Below are 23,287 nucleotides of genomic sequence, written 5' to 3' on the forward strand. Positions count from 1 at the left end.
ATTGCCGTCTGCAACGAGAGCTAGCACCGACAGTTCATATCCCGCACTCGACATGCTCGGGGATGGGCCGAGACGACGCCCAGGACCAGCTTGACGTAGTCAACCGGTACCTGTGCACCCATTTCGACAGAAAGGCCGACAACCGTGCCGGATCCAGTGGAGTTGATACTCACCGATCTGACCGAAAAATACGCCTCCGAGCCCGCATCGGACGCATTCACCCGCCTCTACACAGACGAAGAGCGCTTCGGGCTTGCCTTTGCCAGCTTCCACGAACGGCTGACAACCCATTTCGTAGCTATCAACGACAGGGCGAAGTCCACGCACCACTACTGGGCCGACAACAGCCGAGAACTCATCGCTCTCATCGACGAGGTCTACGAGACCATCAGAACCTTACGTACAGTCGGATTCGACATCGCTTTTCACGAAAACTACGACACCGCGGTACAGCGGTGCAGGCCATGGCTCTCGTCGGGTGGTGGCAGCACGATACCGGATGACTTCCAGCCTATCGAGATCACTCGTTATACCCCGGTCTTCGTTTGCTCGGACACTTCGGTAAAACTCACAAAGCAGAACGCACCGGTGAAGCGCCAGCTGATCGGCGAAGGTTCGTATGCACATGTATTTTCATTCGTCGACCCGGATTATGGAATCAAGGTTGCGGTCAAACGTGCAAAAAAAGGGCTCGAAGACAGGGACCTACAACGCTTCAAAGAGGAATTCAAGATACTGAAGCGCCTCAGTTTTCCATATGTTGTCGAGGTCTACCTGTACGACGAGATCCGCGACGAGTACAAGATGGAATTCTGCGACGAAACACTACGGAAGTACATACGTACACGGAACAACTCCCTCGGATTCAATACTCGAAAGCGAATCGCTCTCCAGTTCCTCTACGGAATCAGCTACCTCCATCAGCAGAAAATCTTCCACCGAGACATCAGTCTGCAGAACGTGCTCTTGAAGGTGTACGAAAGCAAAGCAGCACTGGTCAAACTGTCTGACTTCGGGCTGGCGAAGGACCATGCATCAGACTTCACTCGCACCAAGACCGAAATGCGCGGCACGATTCTCGACCCTATGCTCGCCAGCTTCAAAGAGTACGGGGTCCTCAACGAGGTCTACTCGATCGGTTTCGTGCTGTTCTACATCTTCACCGGGAAAGAGTCGCTTCCCACGGCAGACAACAACGACGTAAATCGAATTGTTCGTAGGTGCACGACCAACGACCTCGACCGGCGTTATCCCAGCGTTTCCGCAATCATCGCAGACGTGGAAGGTCTCGGCGCGGTTCCTGGCGATACTACGGTCGCGTGAGAATGTGTGGGCGCGGCCGGACTTGTTGGACGCCCCTGCGCCTCACATCTCGACCATTGCCAGTTGGTCGCGGTGGTGCCGAGGTCGATGCTTCGCTCGCGGCCGAGCATCGACACCGCCGGCCCGCAGCTCTGCATCAGTGACACCCAGCGATCGAGCGATCGCGACGTCGCGGCCGGGCGTGAGACCGGCTCTGGACGCGAGCCCGATGCGGGTCAAGACCCTCCGACGTTCGAGATTGCGGCCGTCGTCGGTACTTCGGTCGAGCCAGTCTGAGCGCCATGCAGCCGATCCGGCGCGCGGTGACGCCAATGCACGGTCGGTAAGCCGATCGAGCAACACGTCCAGCTTCTCGAGGAGCAGCTGCGCGAGATCGTCCAGCATCGGATCGGGCTGACGACTGGTCGGTAGATCGCCGGACATGCCCACACAGTAGGCCCGGGCACCGACAGTACAAGTCCCGTCCACCTCACAGGAGCGGCTATGACCGCGACCATTGAAACTACGCAGCCGGGACCGCGGCTGGTGTCCGTGTTCGCGAACGCGCGTGCCGCTGGCGAGCCGAGCCGTGTCGACCCCATCATGACCACGATCTCTACCTGGAATCCGGGAACTGCAGAGTCTGTGTCGTCGGCGAAACACGCGACAGTGGCCTTGCAGACCCCGTCCCGTCCTCATCCCTGATGACTGGCAGGGCATTGGATCGCGCCTTCGCGCAGCAACAGCAGCTTGGCTCAAGAGGCTAGGACCAGGCCGTCTGGGCGGCCGAGGTGATGTTCATTCGGTTCGCGCATCGTCCAAGGCGTTTGATCGCCCGGATGCAGTCATAACATCCCGCACTTCCTGTTGAAGCAAGGAGATGAAGAAGTGCGCCCCGATGTTGGGGGCCTTCCCCTTGGGCTTCGCAAGATGGGCAACGACGTTGTAGTAGTTCGGTTCAGCACCGGGTTCGTCCACGAGGTCGACCCATCGCCATCGGGCGGCGGCCGATCCTGCAAGGGGAGCTTGCTCCCAGCTGCCGTCGAATTGCAGTGCGACATCTGATGGCATTACGGCCCAACCCATATCGGATTGCGCACCGATGATGACAACCTTCGATTCGTACTCTGCAATGCGGATGTCTGGGGTGCGTTTGATCTTGGCGAACATCGCCTCCAAACGTTCTCTCGACCGAGTCCCTTTGGGCGCAGTAAGAAGCGGAACATCAACTAGATCGCTGGTGGTGATGTATCCATCCGCTGCGTGCTTGCTGTCCTCGGGCACCATGACCTGTAGCCACGCACGGTAGAGGGTTGTCTGCTCCAGCTCAGCCGACACCTCGTTGTAGGACGCCGTGCTACCACTCCTGCCCGCCAGATCGATGATGTCCATGCCCACCACGACATCGAAAAGACCCGCCACCAGCGGTCTCAAGGCCCGATCGACGAAGTGCGCAACGCTCCGGTGGTGCTCACCGAGCACACTCAGGTCGAGCGGATGCCCCATCGTTTGCAGGCGAGCAGCCGCTGGCAGCACCGTCGGAGAGTGATGAGGCAGGTATCGAATCGAAGTGGTGCGACGCTGCGCGACCACCGCACGCTGACGATCCAGTATCTCCTTGAATTGAACTGCGAGTTCTCGTCCCAGATCCGTAATTTTGACAATCGAGTTGCCTCGCGATGTGGATGTGAGCGGGCCGAACATCATGTCGAGCTCACGTAATGCTTTGGTGATGGTTGACGTGTCGTAATTGAGGTTTGCCGCCGCGCGCTTGACGCTTTCGAACCTGACTACATCAACCAGCACCCGCATCTTGGCTGCCGTGAGCTGGTCGACAGATTTGTCAATCTCCAAGTCAGTCTTGAACCCACTTGGGGTACCCCCGCCGATGGTCGACATGTTCAACCCTCCCGGTAGCCGTCAGGTTCAACCCGCCGGAAAAGCCCAAAACGATAATAAGCCCGTAGCAACGGAACTACGCGCTCTAAAGCGCCAATCGACAACGACAAATCGGAACTGAGACCAGTTTCAGGTCCGATCGAGCGGCTTTGAGTGGGATTCGGCGTATAAAAGTGGGCTTGCTACCGAAACCCGTCGACCTTGCCGCCCTAGCGGAGCAGTGGCCCAGAACTACCGAATATCGTCGCGTTTGCGCAGCTCACAGGGGGTGTGCCATACCTCGGCACCCTGTAGACATGGAAGTGGCGCTCCTGGTGGGCCAGGAACGCCACTGATAGCAACATCTCCCGGAAGAAGGTGTGCCATGTCGAACAATAACGCGCCGAAGGCCCTGTTGAGGTTCAACCTCAGGCTGGATGTCAATCTCCCCCAGATTCAACCCACGATGCAGACGGTGGTGGGTGCCGGTGCAGCCCTCACGGTGCTGCATACGATCCCCGGCTTCTCCTACCGCACCATGGCACCTTCGTTGTTCGCTGTGTGCCTCGTCGCTGCGGGGGTGCTCGGTCTCGTCCTGGCAGTCGCGGGTAAGCGTCTGAATATTCCGTGGTTGCCCACGTTCTGCGCAGCAGCGGCGACGACATACCGCTTCGCGGTAGTCGAAGATGCACTGGCGGAAGCAGGGGTCATTGCCGGAATCGTCGCTCTGTCTTTGATCGGCATGTGGTTGTTACCGGGACGAATGGTCACCGAGATGATCTCGGACGATACGAAGCTCTAACGTCTCTCCGCCGCAGAGAGCCGGCGGACGTACGGTGCCAAACCGTTCGTCCGCCGGCTTTCTGCATTGCCGGAGGCAGTCGACTCACAGGTCATAACCGCGGGCCGCGCCGCTGGTGTTCGATGTTCTGCTGCGCGATGGTGTGGTGGTGCTCGATGTTCTCGTCCTCGCGCTGTAGTCGCTGCTGTTCTTCGTGCTCGTTGCGTCGTTGCTGCTCGATGTGGTCGTGCAGGGTGTCGATGTTCGTGTGGACGGTGTTGTACGGCGCGTGCGCGGCCCGGTTCTCGGGTCGGTCGCCGGCGATCGAGGTGGTGTCGGTGACCTGGTAGCAGTCTCGGTAGGCGGCGATCTCTGCGGCGGTGCGATTCCATTCGGTCGCGAGGGTGGCGTCGTCGTCCGGCCGCTGTTCGAGGTGGCGGGTGAATTCGAGGTCCGGGGTCGAGGCCGGGTCGGCGGCGGCGGCGATCCGGTCGACGGCGGCGGCGTGCTCGGCGGCGATGTCGTCGTATCGGTTGTCGAGTTGCTCGCCCAGGACGGGATCGACGAGGTGGGCGTCGAGGTCCGGTGAGGGCACCCAGTGCGGTGCGTCCTGGTCGACCGGTGTCCGGTGTGTGGGCGCAATGTCGTCGAGTGCGTCGACGATGCCTCCGGCGAGGACGCCGGGGTGTGTGGCGGTGTGGATGTCGCGGCACAGCTCGTCGAGGTGATAGCCACCGTGTGCGGTCAGTTCCCGCATTCGGGCGATCGCGGTGTTCCACCGGGGATCGTCGCCGCGTGCTGCGGTGGCCATCGCAATCGGGAAGTGCTCGCGCATCGTGTCTTCGTGCTCGGCGAGCCACCTGGTGTTCGCGCGTTCGGCTGCGTCGGTGACGGCGGGTACGAGGTCTTTGATGAGGGCGCGGGCGGTGACGTCGTCGCCGCGTGTGGTCAGCTGCTGGGCGTGCCAGGCCAGTACCTCGCGGGGTTCGATTCCTGCGAGCGCTGCGGTGCGCAGGTGTCGGCCGAGGCGGTGCACACCGGGTTCGGCGAGGAGTCGTTCGGCGGTCGCGGGGTCGAATGCGGCCTGGATGGGGCGCTGGACTCGTGCAGCGTCGAGTTCGGCGCGGGCAGCGTCGTAGTCGCGGATCCGTCGGCCGATGCCATCGGTCTCGGCGGGTGCCGGCCGAACGGTGGTGTAGCGGTCGGCGACGAGTCGGGCGTAATCGTCGAGCTCTTTGTCGGTGCCGGGTGTGCGCGGCGGGAGCGGGGGCAGCTCGTGTTCCGGTCGCCCGGTAGCGCCGGCCACCGTGTCGGTGGTGTCGGTGGTGTCGGTGGAGCTGCGTGCCTCGATGATCCGTGAGTTGAGCACTCTCGCGACGTCGCGTGCGGTGTGGAGCTCGCCGGCGGCCAGTGCGTCGACGAGGACGTGGCGGGCGCTGTCGCCGCGGTCGTGGATCTCGGCGAGGGTCGCGCGCAGTGCTGCGAGGCTTCCGGGGTGTTCGGCCTGCGCGGTCGCCAGAAGCGCTGCCGGCAGTACCCGGTCGAGGACAGTGTCGAGCCAGTGATCCCGCAATCGGGTGTGCGCGGCGAGGTATGCCTCGCGGAGCCGGTCGGGGCTGTTCGCGTGTTCGGCGGCCTCGAGTATCGCGGTGATCGCGGCCTTGTGGCCGTTGTCGTTGGCGAGGATGCCGGTGAGGACCTCGCGGGAGTTCGGGGTGTCGATCTCCGAGAGGTGCATTCCCTCGGTGTCGAGTGTGACGCCCGGTTCGACGGGCACGTACAGCTCGTTGTTGGTGCGCCCGCGGGTCAGTGCGACGTAGAGCCCGGCTCTGTTGGTCGTCGCGCTCACGGCGGTGTGCGAGGTGTCGACGGTGATGCCTTGGCTGCGGTGCACGGTGGCGGCGTAGCCGAGTTCGGTCTTGCTGCGCACGTAGTCGGCCGGCAGGGTGATCGTGCCGTCGTGAGTCTTGCTGCGGACGGTCAGCGAGCCGTCGTTGCCCACAGCGGTGACGGCCCACAGGTCGCCGTTGCGGACGAACATGTTCCGACGCCGACCGCCTTTGGTGCGTAGAGCGCGGGTGTTGCGGCGGGTCAGGATGGTGTCACCGACTCCGGCGTCGAGCTCGTCCGACAGTCTCACGGTGTGAACGGCGTCGGCGGCTCCGTGTCCACGGAAGTGGGCTTGGATCGCGAGGTTGACTTCGCGGACGTCGTCGCGGGTGGAGAGCATGACGATCGAGGACTTTCCTGCCCCGACGTCGGCGAGGTAGGCCGATGCTGCGGCGTCTTTCATCTCGGCGGCGGTGCCGTCGTGGACCCAACCGCGGTCGTAGAACATGCCGAGGCTTGCCGGGTCGCCGTGCCGCAGATCGAGGGAGTTCTCGGCTTGTTCGGTGTCGTCGCCGAACCGCACGACAGTGGTCAGCTCGGGCGCGCGGGTCTCTTCGGCGAGCAGCCGTAGGGTGCCGCCGGTTTCGACGGCGTCGAGCTGGTTCGGGTCACCGAGCAGGCGCACGACCGCGCCCTTGGCTGCGGCGATCTCGGTGATGGCGGCGAGGTCTTTGGTCGAGGCGAGGGACGCTTCGTCGACGAGCAGCATCGCACCGGCAGTGATGTCGATGTGCTCGGGCAGCGTGCCCGCGTGTCCGCCGTCCACGCCGCGCCACGGGTACGTCAGGGTGGCGAGAGTGTGTGCGGTGACCCCGATTTCCTCGCCGAGGGTTTCCGCTGCGACGGCCGACGGGGCGAGGGCGATGACCTGATATCCGGCCCTCTTCCAGGTGTCGGCGACGGCCTTCATGGCGGTGGTCTTGCCGGTGCCGGCCGGTCCGATACCGACCGCAACGAGGGTGCCGCTACCGACGAAATGTTCGGCGACTTCGCGTTGCCCGGCGTTGAGGGTGCGCCCGTCCTTGCCTGTCGCGGCGGCGGTGATGACCTTGTCGAGCGCGGCCTGCGGGGCGATGTACGCGATCGGGGTCTGAGCGGCGTCGAGGAGGGAACGTTCTGCGGACAGAACGCCCTGGGAGGTGTGCAGGGCGGTACCGGGGCGGGTCAGGATGAACTCGCCGTCACGGCGACGCAGCGCTGTCGGCGGTGCGGGCAGCTCGGGGAGCGGCATGTGTACCGAGGTGGCGAGGACACGGTCGACGACGGCGGCGGTGGCGGCGCGGCGGGCCGTGTCGTCGGTGAACGCGGCAGCGGCGAAATTCGCATCGACCGCGGAGTGAACGTGGGTGATCGCCCAGTTCGATCGTGCGTTCTCCAACCGTTCGACCACGCGGGCCGCTTCGATATCGAGCGAGTCGAGCGGGCGCATGTGCTCGCCCACTCCCCGGATGCCGGCGGCATGGGCCCGCTGGATCTGCTGCCACTGCGCGGCGAGTGCGTCGACGCCTGCGGGTGTGCCGAGGATCTGCGCGGACCGAGTGAGCCATGCGTTCTGCATCTCGCGCAGCGTCTGCGGTTCCTGCTTGCCGGCGCGGGTGTCGAGGTTGGCCTGCTGGTAGAGCGAGTACATCGCTTTCGGGGACGGCATCCGGCCGTGTTCGGCGCGGTACTCCGCGACGAGCTGGTCTCTGCGCGTTTCGATCTGGCCGCGGCGCGAGGAGAACATCTCGCACAGCTCGCGCGGGACCTGCTCGATTTCGATGACGTCCTGCCGGCCGTGGCCGGTGGAGCGGGCAGCGAGCGAGAAACCGAGTTCGGTGTGCAGCTTGGACATGATGGTGGCGTTGTAGCGCTGCGAGGCCGGCACCGCGTACCGGTGCAGGATCGACCCGTCGAGGGCGCGCCATTTGCCGTCCGACTCGGTGCACACCTTGATCGAGACGACGGCGTGGGTGTGCAGGTTCGGATCCCCGGCGCGGGAGTCGTAGTGGTCGTAGAGGGTCGCGACCAGACCGGTGGTGTCCTGGACTTCCTGGCTGGTGTTGCCGGTGCGGGTGAAGCACGCTTCCTTTTCGATCCAGTCGAGGGCGTCGGTGACGGTCTCTTTGTGGATGCGCTCGATTTCTCGGCGGGTGCCGTCGTCGGCGAGTGCCCACATCACCGACACACTTTTCGGTGGGGTGAACACCAGGTCGTAGCCGGCCACGGGCTGGCGGACGCGGGACTTCTGCGCGCTGATCCAGGACCGGAGCTCGCGCTGATCTTCCGGTGGGCGGCCGTGGCCGTCGGTGAACAACCAGGTTCCGACCTCGTCCATGATCTGCTGCGATTGCGCTTTCGACGGCGCGTGCCCGTGCTCGCTGCGGAACTCCCCCACCGCCGTCTTGTGCTCGCGGAGAAGTTCGATGTCGTTGGAGAATTCGGGGAACTTACGGCCGAGTCGGGCCGCTTTGAGCGCGGCCTTCTCGTTCGCGCCCTTGGTAATTGATTTTTCGATCAACGCCGAGGCGTTCGGATGCAGCCCGCTACCGAACAGCGCTTTCATCTGCGGCTCGGACACCTGCCCACCGCCGGTGATCGAGCTGGCCGTAGTCGGGTCGATCCCGGCCTGCATCTGCTCGAGATTGTCCAGGCCGGCACCGAACCAGACACCCGGCGGTGTGCCGTGCGCGGTGTAGTAATCGGTCAGATCTTGGCCGTGCTCCCGTTCGCGGTCAGCGGTGGCCACCTGCTTGGTCAGGTACTCGTAGCCATCGCCCGCATGCAGTACGTGGAGCGTCATCACACCGCCACCCTAGACGCCGCAGGCGGGCAGGCGGAAGGCCGGAACCCCCCAAAGTCTGAAATTCAGCAAGAGGTGTGTAAATCATCTAGGCTTTCGGCAGGCGAAGCCTGTGCAGTAAGGCCAAGCCCTCAAATCCGTTCGGCCAGGTCAAAGGCTGGGGGGCAGTCGGAACTGGATTCGCTGGGGTCAGGAGAGGGAGAGGCAACGGGGTCATGGGGTCGACAGGAGATCGGGTAGCCGCCCGTGAGCGGGGATGGCAGAAGGCCACCCGCGAGGCGGGTACCGCGGTGCGGGAGCGCGAGAGGGCCGCGCGGCGCTTCGCTGCAGCGGGGGCACAACGTGACGCGGCCGAACAGGCAATGGCGGCCGTGCTGCGCGAGCTGGTGGACACGACAGGGATGTTGAAGACCGCAGCGGCGATCGTCGGAGTGTCCTTCGAGGAGGCGGAGCGGCTGACCGACGAGCTCGGGGGCGATCTGCGGCCGGGCGAAGGCGGCCAGAAGTGACCGAGACGAAGCCGGCGGAGATCACCCTTTCTCCGCAGCAGCGACAAGCATGGGTCGACATGGTGGCCGAGGTGTCGACAGCGTTGGGCATGACCACTCCGCCCGCCGTTGAATTCGATTGCACGTCGGAGCTCAAGGGCGCGATGCGCTACCACCACCAGCACGACACCGTGACGGTCTTCGGTGGTTGGGTGGCGGCCGAGCCAGACCCGCAGTCGCTGGCATCGAAAGCCCTTGCCGCTCACGAATTGGGCCACCGCCTCGATCGCGATCGACTGCGCCGGCGGCGCAGAGTTCTCCTTGCCGGTTACGTGGTGCTGTGCGGTGCGGTGGCGGCTGCGGTAGTGCCCGCCCTGGCCGAGTCCTGGGCCAATCCCGGGCGGTTCGGACCGATGATGCCGACCTGGGTTGCGTGGGTTCCTACCGTCCTCATTCTGGTGGCAGCGTCTTGGATGGCGGCCGTACGGTGGCCAGACGAAAACCGCGCCGATGCCGTTGCCGCGTCGTTGTACGGGCCGCCGGGGGTTCATGCGTTTCTCGATGTGTTTGCCGAACATGCAGGCCGGTCGGCGTCGTGGATCAGTCCCACGCACCCGTCGCATCGGATGCGCCGGGCGCGACACCCGCAATGACCTACCCCGCGTGCCGGTGCGATGTCCCCGGTTGTGTGTCCGGCCCCGATTGTGGGTGCCTGAGATCGAGCGGAGCGGTGAGAGGAATCTCGGGCATCCATATGAGGATGAAGGCCGGTGCACAGTTGGGGGCACCGCACCCGATTCCCTCGCCCGACGATGAGCACGCCTCCCGGCCATGCGCCGCTCGTGCACGTGGTTCATCTCGTCCGTCCGCTGTCGTCAACGGCGCTCGGGCGGTAAGGTTTGCAGTGCGTTCTGGTGGTGCCGTGTGGGCCCTCCGCCGAACGTCGTTCAAGTGCACCCTCACCGACTCTCCCCGTGTCTGCGGGCGGTCGGTTCGACGAGAAAGGCCCACACACACCATGACTGTCACCCCGTTGGACAAGGACGCGATCCGCGCGGCCGCCGAAGCGGCGATCAACGAGCGCATCGCGAAGGTCGAGGCGATCACCGACGCGCAGCAGAAGGTCGTCGAGGCCGAAGCCGACGACGCGAAGGCGCGTGCGGCCGCCGACGCGGCAATCAAGGAAGCTCAGGCCGCGAAACGGTCGTCGGCCAAGTCCGTCGAGAAAGCCAAGGACGCGGTCACTACCGCGTTGCGGGCCGCACTCGACGGTGGATGGACGGCGCAGCAGTTGCGGGACATGGGGTTGACGGTGCCGACCTCTGTCATCGCGTCCCCGAAGCCGGCCTCGACGGGATCGGGACGCAAGAAGCGGCCGGTGCGCATCGGTGTTGCGAGCGCCGCCACCGAGTCGAACAAGCCCGGTTCGGGCGAGACGACCGACGCCGCTACTCCCCCTCCCGCCGACTCCACACCGAACTCCGAGACGCCGCCTGTGGCGCAGGAGTTCGTGTCCGCCGGGCAGGGTGCGCAGTGAGCGCCCTGGGCGCGCTCGGCGTCGTCGTGTCGAACTCGGTCGGGCCCGATCCGGCGACGTTCGCGGCGTCGATCGCCTACGCAGACAGTGCCGGTGAGCCGGGAGCACCGGTTGCGTACGGGGAGTTTTTCACCTTGCTCGACGCAACCCAGTTCGTGGTCACCCAATCCTGGGTACTTGCGATCACCCGTGAGCAGGCGCACCTCGCCGCGACGATCGTGCGCGGTGGGCCGGTCGACCCCGGATTGCACCTGATCGATGCGGCCGGGACACCGACGGAGATCTCCGACGCCGTCGGACAGTTGTTGATGGATCAGGCGGGTGCGCGATGACCGGCGAACACGGGGAGACGGCATTGAGTGAGTCCGATGTGTTGGAGCTCGACATCCTTGCGCTGCTGCAAACCGCAGAAGCGAACGAGGCGTTCGACACCTACGGCCCTCTCATCACCACGCGGACCGCGCCTCAGTTCGCGGACCTGTTGCGGATGATCAACGCTCTCGCGGCCAGCAGCGACTTCGAGGCGGCGATCGACGCGGAAGTGTTCGCGGCCGTGCGCTCCCCCGTCGACATCTCGCGGTTGGAGAAGTTCGGAGTGTTCGCGACCTCGGACCCAGTCCTCAAACTCACCGCGGTGCAGACGCTGCGGACGATCCATGACGCCGAGACAGCGCCAGCATCAGCGGAAGCGCAGTCGCCGGCTCCGGGAGACGTTAGGTGATGGTCGGCGGGCCGGGCCGGTGCCGGAACCGTTAGGTATCGGCGGGGCAACAGAACTCGCGCGGTTCGAGCGATATATCGTGCGCGGACCGCGCGATGATTCGTGTGCGATCTGGGTCGGGGCGATCGCCGACGACGGGTACGGCCGGTTCTGGTTGATGCGCGATGGCCGGCAGCGAGTGGTACGACCGCACCGGTACGCGTTGGCTCGCGCGCTCGGTGTGCCGGTCACCGACGAGGTGACGGCACTGCACATGTGCGACAAGCCGATCTGCGTCCGGGTCACCCTCGACAAGGACACCCGAGTTGGCGGTGTGCGTCACGTCGTCGACGGGACGCAGTCGCAGAACCTGCTCGACATGGGAGCCAAGGGGCGCGGGGGTGGCCGGCGTCAACGCGGGCTTTGGTACGGACCCGATCGAGTCGCGAGAGCGGCACGGTCGCGGCTCTTACGCGAGGCGGTGCGCGGTGGGTGGGACGAGGATGCGGTCCGTGCAGCGTTGCTCGCGGCGACCACACCAACGCTGTTCTGACACCCACACGCCCGGGCCGTACTCGGATGTTGCACAACCGACTGTGTCGGTGGGTGGGTGTGTACTGGCAACCAGTCGAAGACAGGCCGCGCCGAATCGTCCGCGCGAGTGAACGACACGAGGAACGAAAGGGGTGGAGTCGATGGTGGTGTATCTCGTGGCCGCTGCAATTCTGGCGTACGTGGTGGTGCGGTCGGGTCAGCAAGCAGACGCTAGTTGGAGGTTCGCGCCGTTGCGCGCGACGGGCATGCTCGCCAGTGGAGTGTTTCGGATCGTGGTGTTCGTGGCCGTGTTCGTGTTCGCGATCACGCTCGGTGCGTTGTTCAGCTCTGCCCGAAGTGGGTTCTCCCCGTAACCGGCGACAATCTTCGCGGCCATGACCGAGCACCTGAGCATCGTGTCGATGCTTCGGCACTTTCCGATGTCGGAAGGTCCAGATCCGTAGTCTCTTTGAAATAACAAGCGAGACGGGCGAACTCACCCACGAGCATCGACCGGAACACAGCATCGATGCGACGAGGGGAAGCGAATGCACGACCACAATCCGACACAGGCGGCGCCCGCAGTGACGCCATCACAAACAACATCGGCAACGCAGACGTTCTTTCACGTCGATCGGGGTGCAACGCTCGCCAATACAGGCGGGAGCATCGCACTGAACGGCGGCTGGTCCGAGCACGGCCGTCGACACCAGGCGGGAGCCCCCATGATGGGGTTCGTGTCGTGGGCCGGCATCAACGCCAACGTCGTGTCCGCCGACCTCGTCGTAGAGAACTTCTGGGAGCTCTACCGCCACACCATGCATCCTGGCCTACCGTCACGCTTCCAATCTTTGTTCGCATTCAGCTCCGTCAGCGACGCCCAAGGCTTTGCCACTGGGGCTGGCGGTGCCCCGATCTGGGAGCTGACCGTTCCAACGGGGACGGTGATACACCGAGGCGACATGGACTTGCTCAAAGTCGGGACCTACGACTTCATGCGGGACTGCGCCGACAAATACTGGACCGGGCAACCGATGACCCCCACACCCACATGGGAAGTACTCCTCGCCCTTCCTGTGGCGGCGACGCTCACTGCACTGCCCTGATCGGTCCCGGCCGGCGGCGGCTTCCTCTGGGGACAGTGACGCGGAGGCTAGTCCTCAAAGCGTCACGAGTTCTGCTGCCGAAATGTGTTGAGTCGGTTGAAGGCTGCGCGCTGTTTGGTGCCGAGTTCGACCATGTAGTCGAACAGGTCTGCTTCGGGTGCTTCTTCGGCGGCCTGGGTCAGTCGCCCACCGGCGATGTGGAAGCTGCGGCGGTAGGACTGGGACAGGACGTTGTCGGCGTAGTGCACGGCCGCGACGGAGTGGGCGCCAGCGGTGACGATGCCCATGAGGCGTTTGCGTAGCGGAGCGTCTTTGGCTCCGTCTGCTCCGGATCGGATGAGCGCACCGGTGACGGAGGCGAAGTCGTAAGGTTGGCCGGCGGTGATGAGGTCGACGATGTGGCCGTACATGCGTGCGTGCGCGGGGTCCTCGAAGTCTTCCGCGGTGAGCGTGTTGGTGATCCGTTCGATGTCGGTTCCGTCGGCGCTCTGGTTGCGCACGTCCATCAGGGCGCACAGGAGCATTGCTTCGGGGTCGGTGGCCGGGTCGTAGCCGGGTTCGACGGACGTGTCGAGGTCCTCGACGGGTGCGAGGTCCGCGCGTGCCTGCGCTTCGGCGTCGTCGCCGGGTGTGGGGACTGCGCGTAGTGCGTTCATCGTGGGCCTCGTGTTCGTGTCGCGCGGGTCAGGCGGTGGGTTGCAACGGCGCTGGGAGGCGGCAAGTTCGGCGGGTCAGGCTGCGGCGAGCTTATCGAGGGCGTCGATCCGGAACCCGGACCAGTGCTCCCCACCGTCGACGACCACTACGGGGGCTTGGAGGTAGCCGAGTTCGCAGGTGACGAAGTGGCGGGCGGCGTCGTCCTGCGTGATGTCGATGGTCCGGTAGTCGAGGACGTTTTTGTCGAGTCGTCGTTTCGTTGCGTCGCATTGTCCGCAATTCGGCTTCGTGTAGACGGTGATGGACATACTTCTCTCCTTGTGAGAATTGTTCTGTTGACTACTATTCTAGGGCAGTTCCGGCATCTTTGCCAGGCTAATTCGACTCGATCTGTTCGTTATTTCCATTGCCTTACTTGCCTTTTCGCACATCGGCTGAACCCGGTGAGTCGGATTTATCGGATCGCGGTAATTGCTGTTGACATATGCTTTTCGGGGCTTTTTCGCCTCGTTCTTTCATGTCGATCTGCGGATGGGTTTCAGTGGCGGAGTTCGCGTCGGGCGGCGCGGCGGTCGCGGCGTGCGCTGGCGCGTTTGACGGCGCGGCAGACTTTGGGGGTGCCGTTGCAGTGGATGATGATGTCGATTTCGTCGGCGGTGGTGGGGTGCCGTGCTCGCATGGCGACCTGTTCTTCTCGACTGGTGACCGGACCTTCGCTCTGCCAATTCCTTTCGCCGTGGTGGCCGGGGAGAGAGACCAACGCACGGGAACGACGGGGCAACCCTTCGGCCGGGCAGTTTTCGTGGGAGCGCAGCGACTGCTGGACGAAAAGTGTTCGGAGCCTTTGGCCGTAGCGCAGTGGAGCGGGGGGTTGAGCTGGCGGGCACGGGTGATGGATACTCGCCGGTAGCCAGAACCGGAGTGAAAAAACGTCTTCGCTCTTCCACGGTGCGGAGCGCAGCGGAGCTCCATTCAGGGGACGCCCGCAGGGTGGCCGGCACCGCCGGCAGGCGGAATGCGCGACCGCCGGTCGACGCCAGCGGCGTGGCCACCTCCCGCTGGTGGAGCACTACGGTGATTGTGCGGGAGCGACTGAGGCCGGCCACGCTCGGTGTCGCGGCAGCACCCGCCCTGTCAGAGCTTCGGAACAGGCGGCCACTTGTGGGGATGTACCGACTCCGGTTGCGGCCGAAGCGGCCCGAACACGCTGTCTGCGTGGCGTTCCCAGCCCACCCGCACATTTCCCCACGCTTGCGGATTCTCGAACGTGGTGGTCTTGTTGCTGAACGTCGCACCAGCGAACGAGATGGTTCCTCTGCTGAACGTCACACCATCGAACGAGACGGTTCCGCCACTGAATGTCGCACCATTGAACGATGTGTACTGGATGCTACTGAACGTCGCACCATCGAAAGATGTGTACTCGCAGCTGCCGAACGTCGCACCATCGAACGACGCGAACTTGCCGGAGAACGTCGGACCATCGAACGAGGTGCTCTCGGCATTGAACGTCGCGCGCACGACCGAGGTGATGTGGCTTGCGAACTTCGCGTCACGGAAGGAGGTGTACCCGCCGCTGAACGTCACACCATCGAACCAGGTCTTATCGCCGCCAAACATCGCATCATCGAACAAGCAGTATTCGCTGCTGATGAACGTCGCACCGCGAAACATGGTGTTATTACTGCCGAACATCGCACGATTGAACAAGATGGTTTCGCTGCTGAACGTCACACCCTCGAACGAGGTCAACCTACTTCTGGTGAACTTCGCGTCACGGAACGAGGTGGTCTTACTGCTGAACGTCGCACCTTCGAATGAATGGCTTTCGCTGCTGAAAATCGCATTATCGAACAAGGAGTATTCGCCGTTGAACGCGGCACCACGGAACGAGGCGGTCTTGCCCGTGAACGTCGCGCCAGTCAGGTTCGTGTTGTGGAGATAGGCCCCGGTCAGGTCGTAGTCGAACGGTGACCAGGAGTGGTCGTGGTGGGGTTGGAGGTGCGCGGCGATGGTGCGGGTGATGGCGTGGCGTGTGTCGAGGTCGTCGTGGGGGTATTCGTGAACGGTATCGGTGTAGTCGTATTTCGTGCGGTGGGTTCGGCGGGTTTGTTTGCGTAGGTGGGGGTTCTGGGTGAGTGGTTCGTAGGGTGTGCGGAGGTAGTCGCAGAGGACGTTGATGCATGCTTGGGTTTCGCGTGGCTTTTTACGTTCGAGCCAGTCGTCGGCGAGGGCTTCGAGCGCGGAGACGGCGGCGGTGCGGATCGCGGGTGCAGGGTCGGCGAGTTGTCCTGTGATGGTGGTGAAGCGGTCGCGGAGAGCTTGGGTGTCGGCGAGGGTGTGGGTTGCTTTGTGGTGCCGATCGAGCTGTCTGCGACTGAGATAGCCGATGACAAAGGTGATGACTGCAGCGACGATGATTCCGGCGCTGGCAAGGACTGTCGCTGCGGGTTGTGTGAGGCTGTCGAGGAACCACGCGCCGATGCCGGCTGGGTCGGTGGATTCGACCGGCACGGTTGGCGTTGACGAGGGCGGGACCTGGGCGTGGAGGCTCACGGGGGTGACAGTAGCGGCTTCGCCGTAGTTTTCCCGGTGAGGTCATCGCCGGTCACGTACTGCTGGCCGAGGCCGTGGCAGAGGGCAATTGTGCGGGCTGCCTGTTCGGCGATTTCGGCGGGTAGTGGTGGGCCGTCGAGGGTTCTGATTCGCATGGTGCCGAGTATGGCAGTGGGTACCGACAGAGTTGTTCTCGCGCAACGCTTTCAGGTCTGGTCCCCGCGGTCTGTCTATAGGTAGAGCAGGTGGGTGGCGGTGCCGTCGAAGTGTTCGAGGTTGTCGAGGACTCCGGTGTAGTTGGCGGGTCGGCAGGCTCCGAGGCTGACGATGAGGGCGCAGGCTCCGTCGATGGTGACGAGGTAGGTCGGTGGGGTGTTGGTGGGGCTGGCGTCTGCGTGGGCCTGGGCGTCGAGGAGGGCGTAGCGGACGGCGTCGGCGGCGGCTCGTTTCGCTGCGTCGAGGCTGGGTTCTGCTCCTGCGGCGGTGATGGTTTCGGGTCGGCGGTCGGGGCGGGTGGTGACGGTCCAGGTGATCATCGGTGTCGTGCTCCTTCGGGTGGGTGAGCCGGGCGGCCTTTGGTGCGTGGTTCTTCCAGCATCGCGTACCGAGCGCCAGCGAGGTCCGCGATGCGCAGGCATTTTCCGGAATCTGGGGATGGAAACTTTTCCTGTGGATGGAGACGACTCAGCCCCGGAACCGTGTCGGGTCCGGGGCCTGCGGCCGTCTCAGAGGCGTCGACGCCAGGGTGCGGCCATGTCTTCCTGGTGTTCGCGTTCGGCGTCGTCGAATGCGTCGGTGAGGGTGGTCGGGTCGCTCGTGTACTGGTCGCCGTCGGTGAAGATCGCGACGGCCATACGGTGGACGTTTCGGAGCTCGTCGAGCATGGTGACATAGCCGAGGCGGTCGATGATGCGCCAGGTGACCGGCCCCATGTGGACCTCGACCCAGTGCATGGTGCGCCGCCGGGCGGGTACGTACTGCTCGCGCGGGGTGACGGCAGTTTCCGGTGGCGCAATCCAGACCACGGACATTGCGGCGCGGGCGTAGTCGTCGCCCGGTCCCCCGGGCTGGGGTGCCTGGTTGTCGATGCGGCCTATGAGGGTGCGTGCGTCGGCGAGTCCGGCGATGAAGGCGTGGACGGCGGCGGCGGAGCGGAAGGTCATCATCAGTCGGCCCATGGTGACGATCATCTGGGCGTCGTCGGTGGCGGCGGCGTGGACGTTGACCACGGCTTTCTGGCGTCCGACGATGGTGGCGGTGGTGTGGGTGACCACTGCGCCGTAGTTGTCGGTGTCGATGGTGCTGTGGGCTTTTTGGGCGGTGGTCTTCGACATCTCGCGCTCCCCTGCTCAACGTGGCGGCCTCGCGGCCCGCCAATTTTTTTGCCGTTCTGGCAGAGGAGAGTTGGACCGGCATGAGGGGGCCGGAGTGCAATGGTCGGGCCGGGAAGTTTTCAGCCGGAGGCGTCTGTGAAAAGTTTCGGAGCCCCTTGGGGCCGGGAGCGCAGCGGACGCCGGCGGTTGCGCGGAGGTCACCGCCGGTCAAAATCGGAAGGCCAGAAGGGGAAAACAAGATTCTTTTCGCAGGACGGAGCGCAGCGGAGTTCGATTCGGTGGACGCCCGCAGGGTGGCCCGGCCCTACGCGAGCCGCTGAGCCCTTCTTGGGCAACGGAGAAGGCCCGCACCCGGTGTGTCGGGGTGCGGGCCTTGTCGGTCTGCGGCTGTGGCCGGTGTCAGGGCTGTTCGGCTGGTGGGGCACCCTTCGGCGGCGTCGCGGATCCACTGGGGTACCTCGCGGCCGTCGCGTTCGTACAAAGCGACCGATGCCCGTGCTGCGGCCCGCGCGACCTGTGATCGGGCTGCGGTAGTGCTCTTCTCGGTGGTGGTCATCGGGGGTCCTCCTGCTCGTTCTGGTTGTCAGTGTCCTTCGGTTGCCGGTGACGCCAATGCTCGCCACAACACCCGATCGTCCGTCGACGCCGGCAGCATGCCACCTTCCGGCCGTGGAGCTCGCGGCGTGATTGTGCGGGAGTGACGGACTCGACTGGGCTCGGTGTCACGTAGAACTGACGTTGGTTCGGCCAAAGTGCCCTGAGGCTGGTTGAAGAGATCATGCGGTGCGGGGCCGGTAGGGTATCGAAAATGCTAGACGCAAGCTATCCAGCCATTGAGCCTGCGCTATCAAATGTTTCTCCAGCTCAGAAGGATCTTGCGACCCCTCTGTGGTCTAACGTGTTCGAGGTTCTCGATCAGGTCGAGCGTGGAACCCAAGAACAAGCAACCGAAGGTCCCAGGTCCGACGCTGTTATCGATGTTGTGTCTCTGGGACTCACTTGCGGCGATCTTCGAGAGTTTCTGTTCAGTCATGCGATGGTCGTTGTCAAAGACACCATGCCGATCAATCGGTATCCGATTGAGTTCGTTCTGCCGTCTCACTTGGAGCAGCTAGTTGCATATCTACGGGCACCGATCACGCCGGCTGATGTGGCGGCCGATCTGACGTGGCTGAAGCCGTCGACGACCCTGTTTCTAGAGCAGTGGCTCAGCGACACTCAGGTGCAGATTCCAACCATGTCTGACCTATTTGGTCCTGTACCCCTGTTCGTCGAACCGGTAGGGCATTCCTCCAGTGCGTCTGCGGCAGAGAAGGCTTGGTCGAAGCGTATCCGGGAGATGCGTAACGACCTAGTGGACACTCTGCGTATCGCACCGTCTGTGAGCGTGGCAAACGAGGCCGCGTTGCGTGCGGAGTCGGCAGCCTCACAAGCAGAGTCTCAGGCTGGTGGAGCGGCGTCGAGCACGCTGGCCGCGCATTTCGAGAAGCTGGCCACAGAGGAGAGAGCAAGCGCGCGATCGTGGTCGGGCTTGGCGGTCGGGAGTCTGGTTGTCTCCGCGATTGTTGCGTTGGTGGTGCTCTGGGTCGGCGCCGAGAGCAATCTTCAGTGGGTTGAGCAGTTGCTTCATCTAGCCTTGACGCTGCCGTTTGTAGCGTTGACTGCGTATGCTTCGACGGTTGCGAGTCGCCATCGCCATCAGGCGTGGTGGGCGAAGACTACGGCGGCTCAGTTGCATACCGTGAGCCCGTTTGTGCTGCCGCTGAATGCGGACGACCGGTCGATGGTTCTGTCGCAGTTGGGTGTTCGCGTGTTCGGTCAGGCAGCGTTCAATACTTCCGAAGCGCGTCCAGAGACGGCGTCTGTCTTAGCTCCTGTTCAATCATTACTGTCGCGATCGGCGAACACGAGCGGGCCGGCGTAGTGCCTGTAACTGATGTTTGTCCGCGTTGAATGGGTACGGCGTTTCACACGGTCGCGCGCGGGAACGATCAGGTCCGCCGCGTGGGCGGCCTCGGTGGCGCATCGATATCGCATGACGCACATGATGGAGCGTCCTCAACCTATACATTGAAGATGGTTGCTTTTCGGGCAGAAGGAGTTCCATGCTGGTCAGTGGTTGGCAGCAAGCTTTGACTCTTGTCGCTGTGTTGGTGCCAGGGTTCGTTTTTCAGGGAGTTAAGAAAGCTCGCGTTGGTCCATCTCCCGAGGATCGCGATCTGAGTGCACGTTTGATCCGCGCCCTCGCGTTGTCGGTCGGGTTTCTACTTGTCTACGTCCTCTGTTTGGGTGATGCCTTAACGAAGCGACTGACCCAGACTGAGCATCGGTTCGATGATTCTCGACTAGTTGGGTTTGTTGGCTTCCTTCTCGTTTTCGTCATTCCCGCCCTAGTGGGGCATGTGACAGCAAGTTTTGTCGTGCGGCAGAGCTATAACGACACTCGGTTCTGGCGGACAATCTTTCACTTCGCTGATTCTACTGTCGGTGAATTGAGTTGGCGGAAAACGCTATTCAGTAGCGATAGCAACTATTCCCCAATACCGACTGCGTGGGACTATGCGACTGGTAAGGTCGCGCCCAACAGCTTTGTGCGTGTGCTAAATGCCGGGGGCTCGTGGATCGGCGGGTGCGTTACGACCGAAGCGTTTTTTACCGGCTATCCAGAGCCCAGGGATATTTACATCGATCGGGCTTGGAGCATGGAAGCCGACGGTGAGTTCGTGGAAGAGTTACCCGGCCCGACTGGGGTGTGGATCCCGTGTTCCGATGCCGCTCTTGTTCAGATCATTGCGCCGACTCCCGAGGTGGAGGAGTCGGACGAGGACGGGGAGTGATCTGCGTTCCCAGGGTGAACGGCGTAGGTAGCATCAAGGAGACGGGCGGAGGCATTTCGAGGGCTGAGCCCGAAGGTTAGAAAGTGCCATACTGACTACGGGAGGTATCGAAGATGGCAGATCAGACCAGTTCACAGCCAGGCGGGAAGTCTCGGCGAGTGTGGATCGCGCCGCGTTCGGGAGGCTACCGGCCAGGGGGCGAGTTCGTCGCGAGCTCGTCTGAACAGAAGTCCTCTCCCAAAAAACCTAAGGGCGGCGCTGGCGTTCCCTCCAAGACAGGTTCGAAGGGATGACGGGCAACAACGACTGCACGGACGAACCGGAATCCTTGGTTGGCGGTGGTTACAGACCCGCGGCGGCAAGATCCGATGCGGAAGACGAACTGCGTCATGGTGGGCGTCGGCCCGTGAACAGTGTCTGCCAACGCCCACCTCGTCAGCAGCAAACGACTCAGAAGCCCCCGCCTGGTTCCGGCGGAGTGAAAAAGGGTTCATAAGGTCACTCATAGCAGCCTGACCTGAACCCGAGGATGCATGTGAGCGTGCATTGTCAGCGCAACGCGATTTGCGGTCAATGGCCTCGACGAACGGTTGCCGCGAAGTGGCGGTACAAGGTGCGCTTGCTGACCCCGAGCACGTCGGCTACACCGCCAATAATCATGTGCACGTAGCGAGAAGGATGCTGTCAGGTCGTCCTTGTCGAGGAGGACCTGGAACGGCCGATCGTATTCGCCGGCCGCATCGGCCATGTCCACCAGAGTGAAGTCGAGCTTTGCACCGACGCAGTAGACCAGGCGTGTGGGCTAGTCGTCACCGTTCTCCAACCGTTAGACGGCAAGCACATCACCGAGGTCGAGCCACCAGGAATCGTCGTATTCCAGCGGTTCTGTGTTGCGGACGTGCAGTTCGATGTCCCGGTCCGACATCGGATGCTCTGCGTGCGTTGCGGCGGATCCGGTGAGAACGACGGCCCTGACATTCTCGTTCTGCTTCGCCCAGGTCAGTACCGACCGGACGGCCCAGTCATAGTCCACGGTCTGAATTATCCGTGCGTGCGCGCCGCCTGTGGGCGCCAGGTGCTCGGGTCGGTTCGGGGTTGGCGTCTAGCCACAGTTGTAGGGTCTCGCTTCCGATCTCTCGTCGATTCCTTCGAGTGAGTTTAAGTACCGCTGCCCTGTTGTGGATGTCTTCCACCAACTCTGGCGTCTCCGACCACGGAAAGTTCACCGGCTTCGATCCTGCGGCACGTGTCGGTGTGGCCAACAGCTCGGCCCGGGGGAACAGTTCGACAAGTTGGTGTCTCGCGGTCAACGCTGTATCGGTATCTGAAGTAGTGCTTGGTTAGCCGCAAAGTAATCAGCCGATTCTGAGTAGTGCCTCAAAACGAGCACGCAGGAGCGGATAGGCGTATGGAGCGCTGCTCTCCGCTGCGTCTCGCGCAAGCGTCGCCAGGTCGTGATCGGTGAGGATGACGACGTAACCGTGCCCGTCGCCTGCGATGGCAGCAGCACGAGCCGCTGCAGAGTCAACGTCCGCAAGTGAACGGCACGTGAGGAGTCCGAACTGCCCACGCTGAGGCGAAAGTCGCATAGCAATCTGGTCGAACTCGGGATTCTTCACATCACTGCCATAGTTTTTGCATTCGACGGGGACAAACGCCGAAGAGTAGTTTTTGCGGAGCCAATCGAAGAAGCCGTCGCCCGCGACGTTGTCGAAGGTTATGTCGATTCGCTTCAAGCCCTTGTGAATATTTTGTTCAATACGCACATTGCCTAGCTGAGTGTCGAACAGAGCGGTCAAGAATTTAGCGACCGATCGATGGTAATTGTTCGCCCCCGCATTACCCGGTGCCACTGCTCTGATCTCATCCAAAATCTCGGTCAATGACTCCTGCCGTGAGCGGATATACGCATGTAACTTGGCATCGGGAAGCGGCCGTGAACCCGCCAGATCGAGGGCATCCTTGTAACTGTCGAGGGCTTGAGGGAAATGCTCCGTATGGGCTTCCACAGCCGTCTTGTTGGTTCCTAGGTGCATGTCAAGCTTGCCCTTCATGACCCGCCGCCTGGTCCTCTTGGGACCGCCTCGCTTGGCGGGTTTCAGGGTGATGATCCGAACGAAATCAGATGAAGCCTTGCTCATCTCGATGTCTTCGTAGTAGGGCCGAAGATATCCGCGATAGTATTTTCCCGTGTCAACTGAGAGCCGAAGGCGCACGATCGACTTCGGTACGAAGAGCAGCTTGTCGCCGTCGGCCCGGGGTAGGTCGACGTAGCCGTCGGTCCAGCTCGACGTGTCGCTGTCCCACATCGGGCCGGAGTCTTGTTGCTCCATCGGAATACCGTAGAAGCGGCACTGATCCTGCGTGTACAGGATGAGCTGCTCGCGGATTATGCAGGTCGTGATGTCGCTGATGATGTCGCGGTCAATGCCAACAACGAGGAGGGCCGCGTCCTCCAAGTCGCGGAGACGGCCTGTCTGAGCAGCCCGACTATTTCTCAGGTTATGGACCAATTCGGCAGCCTTAGTTTGCGAGCCCAAGGAGCGACCCCTGGACTTCCCGGTGCTCACACCGAGATGCGTTTCATTGGGCTCCATCATCGGAACGATAAGTTTCCGAATCCGAGGGAGGTCGTCGCTACGAATTGCCGTAAGCAAGGCCTGGAAGTAGGTCTGGATTGCCAGAATGCACTCATCGATCCAGTCACCTGATTGCGAGCGAATAGCCTGCGGATCTATATAGACCGGGACGTCCGCCTGGACGTCGACATCCACGAAATCGACGCTGCTCTGAGTCGCGCCAAGATTAAACTTCTCGGTTACTCGCAATCTCCCTGCCCTCCGTCAATATAATCGTCACTCTCAACCTAGTCATGACATAGCGGTCAATTTGCGCAGGTATCGCG

Annotated in this window: 25 protein-coding genes; 12 read left to right on the forward strand and 13 right to left on the reverse strand. The window is 63.0% G+C overall.

Annotation, left to right across the window (positions count from 1 at the left end; genetic code table 11):
- The first annotated feature begins 144 nt into the window (after window positions 1-144).
- Complete coding sequence (locus O4220_RS00215) at window positions 145-1,323, forward strand: protein kinase family protein (RefSeq protein WP_269601560.1); 1,179 nt, start codon at window positions 145-147, stop codon at window positions 1,321-1,323.
- A gap of 42 nt (window positions 1,324-1,365) precedes the next feature.
- Here the strand turns inward: O4220_RS00215 and O4220_RS00220 are convergent, their stop codons facing one another.
- Together O4220_RS00220 and O4220_RS00225 are read right to left on the reverse strand one after the other, a co-directional pair.
- Entirely contained in the window at window positions 1,366-1,746 is a 381-nt protein-coding gene (locus O4220_RS00220) for a hypothetical protein (protein WP_269601561.1), read from the reverse strand.
- A 354-nt stretch (window positions 1,747-2,100) separates the two neighbouring features.
- A complete protein-coding gene (locus O4220_RS00225; protein ID WP_269601562.1) occupies window positions 2,101-3,201 on the reverse strand; it encodes a LysR family transcriptional regulator in 1,101 nt (366 codons plus the stop codon).
- A 364-nt stretch (window positions 3,202-3,565) separates the two neighbouring features.
- Between O4220_RS00225 and O4220_RS00230 the strand changes: the two genes are divergently transcribed.
- Entirely contained in the window at window positions 3,566-3,982 is a 417-nt protein-coding gene (locus tag O4220_RS00230) for a hypothetical protein (RefSeq protein WP_269601563.1), read from the forward strand.
- 91 nt (window positions 3,983-4,073) lie between these two features.
- Here the strand turns inward: O4220_RS00230 and mobF are convergent, their stop codons facing one another.
- Complete coding sequence (gene mobF / locus O4220_RS00235; protein ID WP_269601564.1) at window positions 4,074-8,633, reverse strand: MobF family relaxase; 4,560 nt, start codon at window positions 8,631-8,633, stop codon at window positions 4,074-4,076.
- 215 nt (window positions 8,634-8,848) lie between these two features.
- On the opposite strand from mobF, the gene O4220_RS00240 reads away from it, so the two are divergent.
- The 8 genes from O4220_RS00240 (at window position 8,849) to O4220_RS00275 (ending at window position 12,998) form a co-directional block, all read left to right on the forward strand.
- The gene (locus tag O4220_RS00240; RefSeq protein WP_269601565.1) at window positions 8,849-9,142 is read left to right on the forward strand and encodes a hypothetical protein; all 294 of its coding nucleotides are present in this window, start codon (window positions 8,849-8,851) and stop codon (window positions 9,140-9,142) included.
- Window positions 9,139-9,774 carry a M48 family metalloprotease gene (locus O4220_RS00245; protein ID WP_269601566.1) on the forward strand — a complete coding sequence of 212 codons (636 nt, stop codon included), beginning with the start codon at window positions 9,139-9,141 and terminating at the stop codon, window positions 9,772-9,774. Before O4220_RS00240 ends, O4220_RS00245 begins: the two co-directional genes overlap by 4 nt.
- Window positions 9,775-10,139: 365 nt before the next feature.
- On the forward strand, window positions 10,140-10,658 hold the full coding sequence (locus tag O4220_RS00250) for a hypothetical protein (RefSeq protein WP_269601567.1): 519 nt from the start codon (window positions 10,140-10,142) through the stop codon (window positions 10,656-10,658).
- A complete protein-coding gene (locus O4220_RS00255; protein ID WP_269601568.1) occupies window positions 10,655-10,990 on the forward strand; it encodes a hypothetical protein in 336 nt (111 codons plus the stop codon). The genes O4220_RS00250 and O4220_RS00255 overlap by 4 nt, the downstream gene beginning before the upstream one ends.
- On the forward strand, window positions 10,987-11,379 hold the full coding sequence (locus tag O4220_RS00260; RefSeq protein ID WP_269601569.1) for a hypothetical protein: 393 nt from the start codon (window positions 10,987-10,989) through the stop codon (window positions 11,377-11,379). The genes O4220_RS00255 and O4220_RS00260 overlap by 4 nt, the downstream gene beginning before the upstream one ends.
- Before the next feature lie 79 nt (window positions 11,380-11,458).
- Entirely contained in the window at window positions 11,459-11,911 is a 453-nt protein-coding gene (locus O4220_RS00265) for a hypothetical protein (protein ID WP_269601570.1), read from the forward strand.
- A 142-nt stretch (window positions 11,912-12,053) separates the two neighbouring features.
- The gene (locus tag O4220_RS00270) at window positions 12,054-12,266 is read left to right on the forward strand and encodes a hypothetical protein (protein ID WP_269601571.1); all 213 of its coding nucleotides are present in this window, start codon (window positions 12,054-12,056) and stop codon (window positions 12,264-12,266) included.
- Window positions 12,267-12,476: 210 nt separating this feature from the next.
- Complete coding sequence (locus tag O4220_RS00275) at window positions 12,477-12,998, forward strand: hypothetical protein (RefSeq protein ID WP_269601572.1); 522 nt, start codon at window positions 12,477-12,479, stop codon at window positions 12,996-12,998.
- A gap of 62 nt (window positions 12,999-13,060) precedes the next feature.
- Here O4220_RS00275 and O4220_RS00280 read toward each other — a convergent pair whose 3' ends face one another.
- From O4220_RS00280 to O4220_RS00315, 8 genes are all read right to left on the reverse strand, one after another.
- Window positions 13,061-13,654, reverse strand: coding sequence for a DnaB-like helicase N-terminal domain-containing protein (locus O4220_RS00280; protein WP_269601573.1), 594 nt, complete (start codon window positions 13,652-13,654; stop codon window positions 13,061-13,063).
- A 75-nt stretch (window positions 13,655-13,729) separates the two neighbouring features.
- Window positions 13,730-13,963, reverse strand: a complete 234-nt coding sequence (locus O4220_RS00285) for a glutaredoxin domain-containing protein (protein ID WP_269601574.1) — start codon at window positions 13,961-13,963, stop codon at window positions 13,730-13,732.
- A gap of 230 nt (window positions 13,964-14,193) precedes the next feature.
- The gene (locus O4220_RS00290; RefSeq protein ID WP_269601575.1) at window positions 14,194-14,334 is read right to left on the reverse strand and encodes a hypothetical protein; all 141 of its coding nucleotides are present in this window, start codon (window positions 14,332-14,334) and stop codon (window positions 14,194-14,196) included.
- A 455-nt stretch (window positions 14,335-14,789) separates the two neighbouring features.
- A complete protein-coding gene (locus tag O4220_RS00295; protein WP_269601576.1) occupies window positions 14,790-16,211 on the reverse strand; it encodes a pentapeptide repeat-containing protein in 1,422 nt (473 codons plus the stop codon).
- A complete protein-coding gene (locus O4220_RS00300; protein ID WP_269601577.1) occupies window positions 16,208-16,366 on the reverse strand; it encodes a hypothetical protein in 159 nt (52 codons plus the stop codon). The genes O4220_RS00295 and O4220_RS00300 overlap by 4 nt, the downstream gene beginning before the upstream one ends.
- Window positions 16,367-16,441: 75 nt before the next feature.
- Window positions 16,442-16,747: a hypothetical protein gene (locus tag O4220_RS00305; RefSeq protein WP_037154365.1), complete on the reverse strand. Its 306-nt coding sequence runs from the start codon at window positions 16,745-16,747 to the stop codon at window positions 16,442-16,444.
- A 189-nt stretch (window positions 16,748-16,936) separates the two neighbouring features.
- Window positions 16,937-17,545, reverse strand: coding sequence for a hypothetical protein (locus O4220_RS00310; protein WP_269601578.1), 609 nt, complete (start codon window positions 17,543-17,545; stop codon window positions 16,937-16,939).
- 304 nt (window positions 17,546-17,849) lie between these two features.
- Window positions 17,850-18,101, reverse strand: coding sequence for a hypothetical protein (locus tag O4220_RS00315; protein WP_269601579.1), 252 nt, complete (start codon window positions 18,099-18,101; stop codon window positions 17,850-17,852).
- A gap of 252 nt (window positions 18,102-18,353) precedes the next feature.
- Between O4220_RS00315 and O4220_RS00320 the strand changes: the two genes are divergently transcribed.
- Window positions 18,354-19,469, forward strand: coding sequence for a hypothetical protein (locus tag O4220_RS00320; protein ID WP_269601580.1), 1,116 nt, complete (start codon window positions 18,354-18,356; stop codon window positions 19,467-19,469).
- Between the two features lie 181 nt (window positions 19,470-19,650).
- On the forward strand, window positions 19,651-20,382 hold the full coding sequence (locus O4220_RS00325) for a DUF6338 family protein (protein ID WP_269601581.1): 732 nt from the start codon (window positions 19,651-19,653) through the stop codon (window positions 20,380-20,382).
- 826 nt (window positions 20,383-21,208) lie between these two features.
- Here the strand turns inward: O4220_RS00325 and O4220_RS00330 are convergent.
- Both O4220_RS00330 and O4220_RS00335 read right to left on the reverse strand, forming a co-directional pair.
- Window positions 21,209-21,415 carry an aminoglycoside 6-adenylyltransferase gene (locus tag O4220_RS00330; protein ID WP_269601582.1) on the reverse strand — a complete coding sequence of 69 codons (207 nt, stop codon included), beginning with the start codon at window positions 21,413-21,415 and terminating at the stop codon, window positions 21,209-21,211.
- Between the two features lie 322 nt (window positions 21,416-21,737).
- Window positions 21,738-23,156: a hypothetical protein gene (locus O4220_RS00335; RefSeq protein ID WP_269601583.1), complete on the reverse strand. Its 1,419-nt coding sequence runs from the start codon at window positions 23,154-23,156 to the stop codon at window positions 21,738-21,740.
- Window positions 23,157-23,287: the final 131 nt, after the last annotated feature.

Origin of the sequence: Rhodococcus ruber (genome assembly GCF_027270735.1) — a bacterium.
Lineage (GTDB): Bacteria > Actinomycetota > Actinomycetes > Mycobacteriales > Mycobacteriaceae > Rhodococcoides > Rhodococcoides rubrum_A.

What these genes read in the sequence shown, in the direction of transcription:
- O4220_RS00225 (WP_269601562.1), bottom strand. Translation starts at nt 3,201, where the DNA reads ATGTCGACCATCGGCGGGGGTACCCCAAGTGGGTTCAAGACTGACTTG.
- O4220_RS00260 (WP_269601569.1), top strand. Translation starts at nt 10,987, where the DNA reads ATGACCGGCGAACACGGGGAGACGGCATTGAGTGAGTCCGATGTGTTG.
- O4220_RS00310 (WP_269601578.1), bottom strand. Translation starts at nt 17,545, where the DNA reads ATGTCGAAGACCACCGCCCAAAAAGCCCACAGCACCATCGACACCGAC.
- O4220_RS00290 (WP_269601575.1), bottom strand. Translation starts at nt 14,334, where the DNA reads ATGCGAGCACGGCACCCCACCACCGCCGACGAAATCGACATCATCATC.
- O4220_RS00315 (WP_269601579.1), bottom strand. Translation starts at nt 18,101, where the DNA reads ATGACCACCACCGAGAAGAGCACTACCGCAGCCCGATCACAGGTCGCG.
- O4220_RS00320 (WP_269601580.1), top strand. Translation starts at nt 18,354, where the DNA reads ATGCTAGACGCAAGCTATCCAGCCATTGAGCCTGCGCTATCAAATGTT.
- O4220_RS00285 (WP_269601574.1), bottom strand. Translation starts at nt 13,963, where the DNA reads ATGTCCATCACCGTCTACACGAAGCCGAATTGCGGACAATGCGACGCA.
- O4220_RS00325 (WP_269601581.1), top strand. Translation starts at nt 19,651, where the DNA reads ATGCTGGTCAGTGGTTGGCAGCAAGCTTTGACTCTTGTCGCTGTGTTG.
- O4220_RS00270 (WP_269601571.1), top strand. Translation starts at nt 12,054, where the DNA reads ATGGTGGTGTATCTCGTGGCCGCTGCAATTCTGGCGTACGTGGTGGTG.
- O4220_RS00230 (WP_269601563.1), top strand. Translation starts at nt 3,566, where the DNA reads ATGTCGAACAATAACGCGCCGAAGGCCCTGTTGAGGTTCAACCTCAGG.
- O4220_RS00280 (WP_269601573.1), bottom strand. Translation starts at nt 13,654, where the DNA reads ATGAACGCACTACGCGCAGTCCCCACACCCGGCGACGACGCCGAAGCG.
- O4220_RS00220 (WP_269601561.1), bottom strand. Translation starts at nt 1,746, where the DNA reads ATGTCCGGCGATCTACCGACCAGTCGTCAGCCCGATCCGATGCTGGAC.
- mobF (WP_269601564.1), bottom strand. Translation starts at nt 8,633, where the DNA reads ATGACGCTCCACGTACTGCATGCGGGCGATGGCTACGAGTACCTGACC.
- O4220_RS00305 (WP_037154365.1), bottom strand. Translation starts at nt 16,747, where the DNA reads ATGATCACCTGGACCGTCACCACCCGCCCCGACCGCCGACCCGAAACC.
- O4220_RS00240 (WP_269601565.1), top strand. Translation starts at nt 8,849, where the DNA reads ATGGGGTCGACAGGAGATCGGGTAGCCGCCCGTGAGCGGGGATGGCAG.
- O4220_RS00250 (WP_269601567.1), top strand. Translation starts at nt 10,140, where the DNA reads ATGACTGTCACCCCGTTGGACAAGGACGCGATCCGCGCGGCCGCCGAA.
- O4220_RS00300 (WP_269601577.1), bottom strand. Translation starts at nt 16,366, where the DNA reads ATGCGAATCAGAACCCTCGACGGCCCACCACTACCCGCCGAAATCGCC.